At 65.6% G+C, this 12,254-nt stretch carries 5 protein-coding genes; 1 reads left to right on the top strand and 4 read right to left on the bottom strand.

Annotation, left to right across the window (positions count from 1 at the left end):
* Nucleotides 1-205: 205 nt before the first annotated feature.
* Entirely contained in the window at nucleotides 206-1,303 is a 1,098-nt protein-coding gene (locus ABFE16_17445; protein ID MEN6347086.1) for a glycoside hydrolase family 172 protein, read from the top strand.
* A 101-nt stretch (nucleotides 1,304-1,404) separates the two neighbouring features.
* Here ABFE16_17445 and ABFE16_17450 read toward each other — a convergent pair whose 3' ends face one another.
* From ABFE16_17450 to ABFE16_17465, 4 genes are all read right to left on the bottom strand, one after another.
* Nucleotides 1,405-2,451 (bottom strand): ABC transporter substrate-binding protein, encoded by a 1,047-nt coding sequence (locus tag ABFE16_17450; GenBank protein MEN6347087.1) that lies wholly within the window; start codon nucleotides 2,449-2,451, stop codon nucleotides 1,405-1,407.
* Between the two features lie 82 nt (nucleotides 2,452-2,533).
* The gene (locus tag ABFE16_17455; GenBank protein MEN6347088.1) at nucleotides 2,534-3,535 is read right to left on the bottom strand and encodes an ABC transporter permease; all 1,002 of its coding nucleotides are present in this window, start codon (nucleotides 3,533-3,535) and stop codon (nucleotides 2,534-2,536) included.
* A gap of 72 nt (nucleotides 3,536-3,607) precedes the next feature.
* On the bottom strand, nucleotides 3,608-5,089 hold the full coding sequence (locus tag ABFE16_17460) for a sugar ABC transporter ATP-binding protein (protein ID MEN6347089.1): 1,482 nt from the start codon (nucleotides 5,087-5,089) through the stop codon (nucleotides 3,608-3,610).
* Between the two features lie 101 nt (nucleotides 5,090-5,190).
* On the bottom strand, nucleotides 5,191-12,254 hold a 7,064-nt coding region (locus tag ABFE16_17465; protein MEN6347090.1), incomplete at its 5' end, for a PKD domain-containing protein.

Raw genomic sequence — 12,254 nt, forward strand, 5'->3', positions numbered from 1 at the left:
CGACCGCCCTGGATGGCAGTCAAGGTCCGTTCGCGAGAAGTCATGGGCACGCTCCCTCTGGGTCTGGCGTCGGGATTCCCGACGAGTCTATCACCTGTTGTGGGCGGTTCGCCTCAGGAAGGGGAGAGACCTCGTTTGGGGGAACTCAGGGACGGGAACCAACCTTCGCTCACGACAGCCTCTACAGGCTGAGGAGGTCAAGGGAATGCTTGACGGTCTTGCCACGCTACGAGAGGGCCACAGCAAGCGCATTTCGAGTTGGGACACATCCGGGCGTAACGCCGACCGCTGGACCATCGAGGCCGGTGAGACCAGGACGCTGGCGGACATCGCGGGTGCGGGCACGATCCGGCACCTCTGGTTCACAATCGCCTGCGAGGACCCGCTGTACCTGCGCAAGTGCATTCTGAGGATGTACTGGGACGGGCAGGACTTCCCGAGCGTCGAAGCGCCGGTGGGCGACTTCTTCGGCGTCGGCCACTCGAAGGTCAGCTCCTTCTCCTGCGCGGTGCTGAACATGTCGGCGAATCCCGGTCGGGACGACCATGCGGCCATGAACTGCTACTTCCCGATGCCCTTCGCGAAGGGCGCCCGGATCACGGTTGAGAACCAGTGTGAAGTGCCGGTGCGGTCGTGGTACTTCTACATCGACTATGACGAACTCGACGAGATTCCGGCCGATCAAGCCCGGTTCCATGCTCACTGGCGGCGGAACAATCCGTGCGTTCCTCCCACGCACCAGGGCGACGACCCGCAGGTGAACCTCACCGACGCCGACAACTACCTGATACTGGAGACCGCCGGGCGCGGGCACTATGTTGGATGCAATCTCAGCGTCCACAACCTGTACGGTGGATGGTGGGGCGAAGGCGACGACATGTTCATGATCGACGGGACGAAGTGGCCGCCGGACCTCCACGGAACGGGCAGCGAGGACTACTTCAGCCACGCCTGGGGGATGCAACTCGACAACGCCTACCTGTACAACGGCGTCAGCTACCATCACGGTCAGAAGCAGGGCTTCAACGAACGCATCACCGTCTATCGCTACCACCTCTGCGAGCCGGTGATCTTCCACGACAGTATCCGCGTGAGCATTGAGCACGGTCACGCCAACGACCGCTGCGACGACTACTCGAGCACCGCCTACTGGTACCAGACGCTCCCGGGCAAGCCCTTCGATCCGTTCCCCGGAGTCGAGGAACGCCTGCCGCGTCCCGATGTGGTGGTTCAGCCGGTCAACCTGCCGATTCCCGTGACCGGGTACAAACGCAGCGGGTCACCGATCGATCCGAACCTGTAGGCGATCTCGACCGCTGCCGAGTTCAGCGAAAAGCCCGGACTCCGCGCTGGAGTCCGGGCTTTCTTGTTCGGTGGGATTGAGGACCGGGTCAGAGGGACAGGCTACTTCGCAGCGTCGCCAAGGGGGTTCAGTATCTTCTGGATCTCCGGGTCGTTCATGTTGTCCTTGGTGACGACGGTCACGCCGGTGTCGACGCGTTCGTCAACCTTCTCCCCCTTGAGGGCCTTGACCGCGAGCTTGACGCCCTCGTAGCCCATCTTGAAGGGGTTCTGCACCACCAGGGCCTGCACCACGCCTTCCTTGAGGGCGGCGATCTCGGGCTCGGAGGCGTCGAAGCCGACCAGCTTGACCTTGCCGGTCAGATTCCGCTGCCGGATCACGTTCGCCGCACCAACGACACCTGGTTCATTGGCGGCGAAAAGGCCGGTCAGATTCGGATTGGCCGTGAGCATGTCCTCGGCCACCTTCATGCCGACTGCGGCGTCGCTTTGCGAGTAGAGGGTGCTGGCGACCCTGATCTCCGGGAAGGCCTTGAGGCCGGCGAGGAAGCCCTGCTCGCGCATGTCCGAGGTGGCTGCGCCCTTGATGAAGGGGATGACGCCGACCTCACCCTTCTTGCCCATCAACTCGGCGAGCTTCTCGGCGCCCTGCTTGGCCCCGGCGACGTTGTCGGTAGCGACGAAGCTGAGGGCGTCCTTGGAGTCGATGCCCGAGTCGATGGTGATGACCGGGATGCCCTTGGCCCGGGCCTTCTGAACGACCGGAATGAGGGCCTTGGCATCGCAGGCGGCCATGACGATGGCGCTAACGCTCTTGGCGATGGCGTCCTCGAGGATGGAGATCTGCCCGGTGACGTCGGTCTCCTTCGCCGGGCCGTTCCACTCGATCTGTGCGCCCTCTTCCTTGCCTGCAGCGCGTGCGCCGGCTTCGACGGTCTTCCAGAACACGTGAGCGGTTCCCTTGGGGACGACGGCAAGGCGCAATTCTGAGGCTCCCGGGGCGGCAGCAGCGTTCTCGCCTGCACCGGGCCCTTCGGTAGTGGGCGTCGGCTCCAGGGGCTCTGCGGGGCCACCTGTCTTTGAGCAGCCACAGATCAGGACCAGGAGCAAGAAGACCGCTAGCAGCAGATGAGGAAGGTAGCGACGCATCGGAAAGGACCCCCTTGAGAGTTGCAGCGCCGACGACGCTGCTCGAAGACCGAAGGACGGCTGGAGGATGGGCACAAGGCTCTCAGCGGCTCAGGCGCCGCTGACGCAGGTTGTCATACAGGACGGCAAGGATGATGATCGCGCCGATGAAGACACGTTGCCAGGAGGGCGGGATCACCAGAAGGTTGCAGCCGTTCCGCAGCACGGCCATGATGAAGGCGCCGATGAGCGTGCCCGCAACCGTGCCCTGTCCGCCATTGAGGCTCGCGCCACCGATGACCGCAGCAGCGATGGAGTCAAGCTCGTACAGCTCGCCGCCGGTGGGCTGGCCGATGGTGGTTCGCGCGGTCTCCATGACCCCACCGAGGCCCGCCAGGCCGCCACAGACCACGAAGAGCAAGGTCATGTATAGCTGGGTGTTCACCCCGGAGAGCCGCGTGGCCTCCAGGTTTGAGCCCATTGCATAGGCATAGCGTCCCAGCCGGGTGCGTGTCAGTACGAAGTGGGCTACCACGGCTACCACGAGCATCACGACCACCAGCAGGGGCAGGACGCCGAACAGTCGCACCGACCCCAGCTTCGTGAAGTCGTCCGGCAGGCCGGAGATGGTCTGGTCCTTGGAGAGGGCGAGAGCAAGCCCGCGTGCGATGCCCATGACGCCGAGGGTGACAATGAAAGCAGGCAGCTTAGCGCGGGTGATGAGGCCGCCGCTGACCAGCCCCCAGAAGAGGCCCATTCCGACACCGGCAAGGGCGGCGACCGGCGCGGGAACGCCCCGGGTCATCAGCAGGGCACTGGTGACGCCGGTGAGGGCGACCATGGAGCCAACTGAGAGGTCAATTCCGGCGGCAGCGATGACGAAGGTCTCCCCGATGGCGATCACGGCGATGACGGAGATCTGCACCGGGATGTTGACGAGGTTCTCGACGGCGAAGAAGCGGTGGTTCAGCGCGCCGAAGACCAGGCACAGGACTACCAGGAAGGCCAGCGGGGCGATTCGTGCCAGGGCCTGACGCCAGCCTGCGGCCCGCTCTTGCACTGACGGCGCGACAGTTTTGGGTTCGGGTTCAAGGCGGTCAGACATGGGTCACTCGGTTCCGGTCAGCTTCTGGAGGCTGCTTGAGTTCGTAGCATGATCTGCGGTTTGGCGAGCGGGCTAGGTGGTCGCAAGCTCCATGATGCGCTCCTGCGTGGCCTCGGCGCCGGATAGTTCACCTGTCACGCGGCCTCGAGAGAGGACCACGATGCGATCCGCCAGCGCCAGCAGTTCCGGCAGGTAGGAGGAGATCAGGAGGATCCCGGCCCCCTGCTCGGCGAGGCGGTGAATCAGACGATAGACCTCGGCCTTCGCGGCGACATCAATGCCCTGGGTCGGCTCGTCAAAGATGAAGACACGAGCCCGAGTCATGAGCCACTTTGCGAGGACGACCTTCTGCTGGTTGCCGCCGGAGAGTGACCGTGCCAGGTTCTCAAGGCTCGTGGTGCGCACGTCTACCTCGCGGGCTGCCTCGGCTGCCCTGGTGCGTTCGCGCGACAGGTTGATCAGGCCGGCGTCGAGCATCTGCTGCAGCGAGGCCAGGGTGATGTTGGCACGAATCGGGAGATCGAGCGCCAGACCATCGCGCTTGCGGTCCTCCGTCAGCAGGGCCACTCCGGCCTCAATGGCGTCCCCGGGTGAGTGGATCGACCTCGGCTTGCCCTCGATCAGCACCTGACCGGAGGTGATCGGGTCGGCCCCGAAGAGCGCACGAGCCAGCTCCGTGCGACCTGCCCCCACCAATCCGGCCAGCCCCAGTATCTCGCCTTCATGCACCGTCAGGCTGATGTCCTGCAGCTTGGGCGGCGCCTGAAGGTCGGTGACCTCCAGAAGCACCGCTCCCGGATGTGCCTCGCGTCGCGGGTAGACCTCTTTGATCTCGCGACCGACCATGAAGCGCACCATCTCGGGGATGCTCGTCTCGGAAACCTCGCGGGAGGCCACAAGGCGTCCGTCACGCAGGATGGTGACCCGGTCGCCAATCTGCATGACCTCCTCGAGCCGGTGAGAGATGTAGGCGATGCCGACGCCCTCGGCCTTCAGGGAAGCGATGATGGCGAAGAGCCGCTCCGTCTCTGCCTCAAATAGAGACGCCGTGGGTTCGTCCATCACGAGAAAGCGGGCCTGCTGAGAGAGGGCCTTGGCGATCTCGACCATCTGCTGCTGGGCGATTCCCAGGTCAGCCACGCGGTCGCGGGAGTTCACCCCGCAGGTCAGGCGATCGAGGTACTCCTGTGCCCGGCGATGCAACTCGCGGAAGTCGATCAGGCCACCCCGGGAGGGCTCGCGTCCGAGGAAGACGTTCTCCCCGGCGGTGAGATGCGGAGCGAGGCAGAGCTCCTGGTAGATCATGCCGATTCCGGCCCGTGCAGCAGAGGCCGGGCAGTCAATCCGCACCGGGCGGCCGTCGATGAGTATCTCGCCCGCGTCGGCCGCAATCGCCCCGTTGAGCACCTTCATCAGGGTGGACTTCCCGGCCCCGTTCTCCCCCACCAGCGCATGCACTTCCCCACCACGCAAGTCGAAGTCGACCGCCTGGAGAGCGATGACTCCGGGGAAGGCCTTGGTGATGGAGTGCATTTGCAGCAGAGCGGGCGGCATGGCAGTTCCGGCTTCCTGACTTGCAGACAGTCATGCAGTGCGGCCAGACGCGCCAGGAGGCAGCGTCCAGCCGCTCTGCCGCAAGAAACCTGCGCGGCAACTCAGCGCAGGGAGGTCATGATCAGGAGTGATCCCTCAGCGGTGAAGACCACTCGCGGCGCGCGGTTCGGGCTCTCCGGGTCTCCGAACCAGGTCTTGGTCCCCAGAACCGTGCCGTTGCGTCCCACGGTGAATCTGACCGCACCGTTCGCCGCCATCTTGACTGCCACCTGCCGAATCTCACCGGGCGCGAGACGATTCTGAGGTCCGAAGGTCTCGCCCTCAGTGAAGATATGCACGTTGTCGGTGGACTTGTTCTCCAGGGTCGCGGTGACCGTGACGCCGGAGGTGGTGGCTGGAGCGGCTGCGCCGGTGGTTGGCGTGCTTGGGGTCGGCGGCGCCTGGGCAGCGGTCGCCGGGTTGGCCACGAAGTCCCAGTCGGTTGTCTGCGGGTCCAGGGCAACCTCTGGCGCACCGGGAGTCAGGGCGCAGTGGCAGCGTCCGCTGATTGTGCCGTCGGGCTGAACCGTACCCGTGAAGTCCGCGACGGTCAGGATGCGACCCTTCTCTGCGCCGAGGAGTTCGTAGGTGAGGTCGACGGTCATGTCCAGGCGGGCGCTGAACCGGTTGCCTGCCACGGTTCCCTTCAGGGCGTTGGTGGTCATCTTGGCGGCCCTGAACCCTTCGTCGGCGCGAAGGGCGGCCAGCATGGTCGCCTCGTCCAAGTGGCCGGTGACCGTGCCGTCGCGCTGGACGGTGAAGGTGACGGCCATCTGCTGGGTGTAGTCCTCCAGCGCTTCGTGCAGCTTGGATAGGCTCGGGGTGAGCGCCCGGAAGGTGCCGGTTTTCGCCGGTGTCGGCGTCTGCACCGGTTGCGTCGCGGCGGCTTGTACCTTGACGCTTCCCTGGATCAGCATGAACTTGGTCTGGTGAAGGTCAAAGCGCGCCGTCGGGGCGGTGAACTGCAGCGCCAGCACGCCCTTGCTGCTGAGGTCCTTCGCGAGCAGGAGCCACATCCTCGTCTTGCGTGTTGCGGAGCTGAGCTCGAAGAAGGTGGCCTGCTTGCCCATGATCGAGCTTGTGCCCTGGCTGTCCTGCGTCAGGTCGGGGATGGCGGCCTTCAGCTCGTCGAGGCGTGCCTGGGTCGAGGCGACCCAGCGCAAGGTGACGGAGGCGTCAGGGTTCTTCACGTCGCCGAGATACCAACTGCCGCGGTCGGGCGAGTTGTCCTCGGTCCAGTTGTCGGGAGTCACCAGGGTCACGGTGTCCCAGCCGCGGTTCGCGAGGGTGTTTGAGGAGACAGGCACCGGCCCGGCAACTACCGGTGGCGGCGTAGGCGGAGCAGGCTCCGAGCCCTTGAGGAGGTTGTGCAGGCCGTCCACGGTCCCAAGGTACTTGATCTTCACAGACCCCTGGATCCCGGTCTTGAAGTTGTAGGCGGTCATCCAGTCGTCGGCCTTGAAGTCGCCGACGTACATGTCTCCCTGGGCTATCTGCGTGTCCAGGTCCAGCCACTCCTCAAACTGGCCATTGAGGAAGAGGCCCCAGTAGCCGTCAGTGTAGACCACGTCGATCTGCTGCTCTTTGTACCCGGCGAGCGGGGTTTTGCTCTGGATCACATGCCAGCGCTCTCCCTGTCCCGCCGGATGGCGGAACACGTTCATCTGAAGGAGCCCCCCCGGCGCGACTCTCAGGGCCAGCGCTCCGTCGGCTGCCGGGGCGATCCCTGCCATGTCGAGGATCGCGCCGGGCGTGTCGTAGGTGCAGGAGAGCGAGATGCGCAGGTTGTCTGCCGGGAGCCTGGAGGCTACCACCGATCCGGTCATTGGTGTCGGCAGGCTCACGGCGACTGCGCTACCCGTGGTCGGTGCGAGACTCATCCGGGCACGGGCGGCGTTGTGGAGGTCCTGCACGTGATTCGTCAGGGGCTCGTCGATCATCACGGCCAGGGCCTTCTCGTAGTAGCCGATGGCCTCACGCCGCCGACCGGCCTCCTCGGATTTCTCGCCCTCGGCCTTCTGCATGCGAGCGCCCGCGAGGGCATTGCGAAGGTCCTGGGTATGGACCGCAAGGGCCATGTCCTGCCGGTACGGGTCCAGGGCCAGGGCCTTGTCGTACCAGTTGATGGCCTCCTCGAGGCGCCTAGCCTTTTCGGTAAGCAGCCCCTCGGCACGGAAGTACATGAAGCGCGCGCTCTTCTCGTCCTCGGGCGGCATCTCGTAGGTGCCGTCGAGCATCTTCTTGCCCAGCTCGACCGCACGGGCCGCGTCGCCCCGCATGTAGAGGGTGTCGCGCATGTCGCGGTCGAAAGCGCCAAAGACCGCCCGGTACTGCGCAGACAGCCCGGCCACCTTTTGGCTGAGCTCGTTGCCAAACTGGGTGACCTGTGCAGGACAGGGGATGCCCTGGACGGAGGCCTTGACCTCCGCTGCTAGCTTCTCCGCGCTGACGACCCGCTTGCGATTGACGAGGTCGTCGAGCTCCGGCATGCGACCGTGGGCATCGCCCCAGGACTTCTCCCAGGCAGAAACGTTTGCGAGACCGGTCTTGGCTGCGGCGTTTTCGGGCTCCAGCTCAAGGGTGAACTCATAGGACTTGCGGGCCGCCGCGAAGTCGAGATCGTTTGCGATGGCCCGGGTGGCTACATCGAGCGACCGCCTCGCGACATCGGCGATCACCTGGTTGGCCTTGGCCTGCAGCGCGGGATTGGCCGCTGCGACCTCGCGTGCAACCGTCACCGCCTCGGTGAGGTTGCCGGCAATCGCCAGGTTCGTTGCTTCGGCCAGACGGGTCTCCTGCTGCTGATTCTGGTCTGCACGGGTGGCCTGGGCGACCGCCTCGTCCATCTGCTGCTGCGAGACGGTGACGCTGAAGGTGACCGTGCCCGTGCCGAGGGTAGCGCCCTTCGCATCGGAGACCGTCACGGTGGCGGTACCGGTTCCGAGCTGCGGCCGGCTGACCGAGACCTCCTCGCCGTCGGCGGTCTCGAGCTTCGAACCCTCGTCGGCCGTCCACTTGAAGGTAGCAGGGCCATAGGTCGGCTGAGGCTGCACCCGTGCTCGCAGACGCAGGCGCTGGTTGACCGCGAAGGCACCGGCTTCGTCAACAAGCCCCTGGCCGGGTCGGTAGAGCTTCGCCGGCGGATCGACAGCTCCCGCTAGCTCAGCAGAGACCATCATCGCGCGAGCCTGAGTCTTCGCAGTGGCCTCACCCAGCTCGTCGCCCGTTCCCGGCAGCACTCCGCGCACGGTCACTTCCACGGGACGGGAGTCCCTGGCGATGAGCGTGGCTCCCGTAGTGTCCTCGCTCACGGCTTGAAGGAGCCCGTTGTCTGAGAGTTTCCATTCGAAACGCGCGCCCTCGACGGTCGGTGTGGCCCTGACCGTGGCTTTGATATCCTGGCCCACCCACGGGAACTCGGGTGTGAGGGAAAGGGCAAGCTGCGGCTTGCCGACGTTGATGGTCAGCGGCGCCGAGACTGCGACGACCTGGGGTGTACGCGAGGCAGTAGTGCGACCGGGCACGAGTGGCCCCGGTTTCGTGCCTGAGCTCCCGCCCGGCATCTCCAGGATGGTCGCCTTCACCTGATAGATGCCCGCTTTGGGGCAAACGACCGAGCCATAGGGACCGGTCCCCTCGGCAGGTGTAGCGACGGCTCCGCCATCGACCTCCCAGCGCGTGATGAACTGGCCGACCTGACGGACCCCGGCGATGCGGTAGTCGGCGTAGAGCGCGACCTTGCTCCCAACCGTGAAGGGCGGCGCGGAAGTGATCTGCACCACGACCGAGCGGTCCTGCACGTCGAAGTCGAGGCTCGCCTGGCCCATATCGAAGCGCGCACCCTTGACCGCGCAGGTCAGGGTCTGCTTGCCCGGCTTCGTCGGGCGGAAGGTGACCTTTGCGCCTTCGCCCTCGAACTCGCCGGTCCAGGTGTACTGCAGCGGGTTGTCGTCAGGCTTGTTCCCGGTCACCTGGCACTGGACTTCGATGCCTTCGCCGACGGCCGCCCGAGTCTTCGGTGCGCTGAGCGCCAGACGGACGTTCTTGCGATCCTCCTCGGCCTGCTTGCGCTTCTTGCCGTCGTCGATCTGGGCCTGGGAGATGCTGGCGTTGAAGGTCGCCGGCGCCTCTCCGAGCTTGAAGCCGTTTCCGTCCTCGACGACCACCTTCGCCTGACAGGTTCCGACCTGGCTGCGGGTGACGGTCACTTCCTTGCCCTCGGGCACGGTGACGAAGCTGTTGTCGTCGTTGTCGAAGCTCCAGCGGTACTTCACGGGCTCCTTGAAGGGCGCGGGGTCGACGCTCGCGGTCAGCACAACCTCCTGATGGACGGCGATGGCCGTGGTCTCCTCAACGAGGCCGACGCCGGGCTTCCAGACGAGGGCGGGCGGTCCGACGACGCGCTGTCCCGTGGTGACCTTGAAGGGCTGGGCAGTGACGGTGCCCTCTGCGGTACCGAGGTCCTCGCCCGTACCCGGCACGCGGGCCCGGGCGGTGTAGGTGATCGGCTTGTCGGTCTTGGGGAGGAAGGTGCGTTCACGGGAGTTCGGTGATTCGCCGAGCTCCTGGACGGGGCCCGTGAACTCCCAGCGTACGTCGAGGTCCTTGTCGGGGATCTCGGGGGTGACGACCACCCTGGCCCGGGTCTCCTGGCCGATGAAGGGCTTCTCGGGCTCGAAGACGACCTGCAGTCCGGGCTGGACCGCCTGCAAGTCAAGGCGGTCGGACTCGACGAGGGTCCCGAGCTCGCCGTCGGCCTTCTTGTAGAGCACGCAGACCCAAATGGGGTTGTTCCCGGGCTTCTTGAGGGTGACGGAGGTCTCCGTGGTGGGAGAGTCCTGGGTCGCGAAGTCGAGGTCGCGGGATTCCCAGCGGTAGACGAAGTCTCCGGCATAGGGCTGTCCGGCAGAGGTGAGAACCGCCTTGAGGGCGATCGGCTGGCCCACGACGACCTTGTTGTCCTCGGCGGCCGGGACCCTCTCGACGACCACCTTCAGGTCTTCGGCCTCGATCTGCGCGGTGCCGGTTCCCAGTCCGAAGCGGGCGCCGGTGACGGTGCAGGAGACTGTGTGGGCGCCAGCCTTTGTGGGCTGGAAGAAGGCGGTGTCCTGCTTGCCATCGGCACCTTCGCTCCACTGGTACTGGAGCGGCTTGTCGTCGTCCCGGAGGTTCTCGACGACCGCCTTGAGGGTGACGATCTCGCCGACCCTGGCCTTGATCTTCTCCGGGATGACCTTGACGATCGGCATGTCCGAGCCGTCCAGCGCCGGGCCCTGGTAGGGTGTGCGGATCATCTCGCCGGTCCGCGTGACCTTCAGACTCTTGAGGAAGGCCAGGGCCTCGTGTTGCGCCTGGGTTGCCTGAAGCTCCATGAAGGGGCGCTGGCTGTTGTCGAACCAGCCGCCACCACCGACGCTGAAACCGACGGAGATGATCTGGCGGCCCTTCATGACCACGCCATAGCCGCTGGTGCTGACGCCCGCTCCACGGTATCCCGCGTCGAAGCTCCAGCCACCCGGGGAGTAGTACAGGGGCTTGAGGATCAGCGCACCGGTGAACCCGTCGAAGGCCACCGGCTCAATCGTCCAGTCCTTGCGTTCTCCGCGCTCCTTCTCCATGAGTGCCGGGATGTCTTCGGGCTTCTCCGGAGATAGGAAGAGGGAATCGCGACCCCAGTGGGCCCAGGCATTGGCGTACACATTGGCGGCCTCGACTGTCTTGCCTTCCCAGGTGCCCGCAGCCTTGGCCTCCTTCCGCTTCAGGTCGATGCCGCGTGGATGCGGTCCGCCTTCCCAGATGCCCGGGGCGGTGCCACCGAGCTTGGCCGGGTAAACGGTGACCTTCTTCTGTCCGGTGCCCGCGGTCTTCTTGGTCGCGGCGTCCTGGGCGGTGACGGTGATGGTCCGCTCCTCGGTCTTCATCTCGGTGCGCCGCTCGTAGACCAGGAACTGCTGCTTCACGGAAACGGCGTCCTTGGGCGTGCCGACGATGTCCCAGCCCCAGTCGTAGGTCAGCGCGCGACCGGCGAGATCGGCAGAGAGCTTCGCAGTTGTCGTGAAGACCTCGGTCTCGACGACCTCGTTCGGGCAATCGATCACGACGGCGCGGTCCAGGTCCTTGATGTTGATCGGCCGGGTCTGGAAGGCCACCTGGGTCTCGGCACCGTTTGCCTTCCTGGTCCAGAGCTCCAGTCGGACAGTGTAGTCGCCCTTCTCGCGGAAGGTGACGTCGAAGCTCTGGCCCTGGGTCGGCTCAGCGAGGAGGCCATAGACAAGCCAGCGCCAGGTGGGGTTCTCGACAGTCTTCAGGTCGCCGGCGGTGACCCGGGCGGTGAAGGTGAGCTTCTCCTCGACCTTGCCGCCGTCGGGCCCGGCGATCTCGAACTTCAGCGGGCCGGAGCCTGCGCCGATGGTGACCTTGTGAGTGACGGCACGGCCCTGGACGAGTTGCCCACCGATATCCGCTGAGGGCTGGAGATGCACGGTGTAGGTGTTTGCGACGGGAACGTTGAGGACGAACTTGTCGCCGGTGGTGGTCAGGTCGGCACGACCGTCGACCGTCCAGTTGAGGGTCACCGGAGGAAGGAACTGCCGCAGGCTCTCCTGGGGCTCAAGCTGGGCCGTGAGCTCGAGAGGCTTGTCGACCTCCGTCTTGTCGTCACCCTTGATGGAGGGTGTCGCACCGATCAGCGCCAGGTAAGCGTTGTACTGCTTGCCCCGGGAGGTGAGTGCGTCAAGGTCGGCCGGTGAGAGCTCGCCTGCGGCCCGATCCTTGGCGGCATCGGCCAGGTGCTCCATCTCGAAGGCCAACTGGCCGAGAAACTTGAGGTGGTCGCGGTCCTGGGCGGGGTCGACAGCTCGTCCCAGCGCCTGGGACAGGTCGTTGCTCGCCTTCCGGGCCCGCTGGGTGTGCGCGTCGAGGGACCTGGCGGCGACCTCTGTGTCCAGCTTGTAGTCGGCAAGGAGCAGCGGGGCGGACCGGTCGGGCTTGCCCATCAGATAGAGCTTCAGCGGGTCGTCTTGGCCCTTGCCGACATCGATGCCAAAGGGGAGCGCCCAGAGGTCGGTGAGGACCGCCTTCCGGGTCTGCTCGATCTTCTGGTAGGACTTGATGTAGGTGTCGTAGA

The sequence above is a fragment of the Armatimonadia bacterium genome, assembly GCA_039679385.1.
Taxonomy (GTDB): Bacteria; Armatimonadota; Zipacnadia; order Zipacnadales; family JABUFB01; genus JAJFTQ01.

Bases quoted from the DNA above. Each gene is read 5' to 3' on its own strand.
- ABFE16_17445 (MEN6347086.1), top strand. From the start codon at position 206: ATGCTTGACGGTCTTGCCACGCTACGAGAGGGCCACAGCAAGCGCATT.
- ABFE16_17450 (MEN6347087.1), bottom strand. From the start codon at position 2,451: ATGCGTCGCTACCTTCCTCATCTGCTGCTAGCGGTCTTCTTGCTCCTG.
- ABFE16_17455 (MEN6347088.1), bottom strand. From the start codon at position 3,535: ATGTCTGACCGCCTTGAACCCGAACCCAAAACTGTCGCGCCGTCAGTG.
- ABFE16_17460 (MEN6347089.1), bottom strand. From the start codon at position 5,089: ATGCCGCCCGCTCTGCTGCAAATGCACTCCATCACCAAGGCCTTCCCC.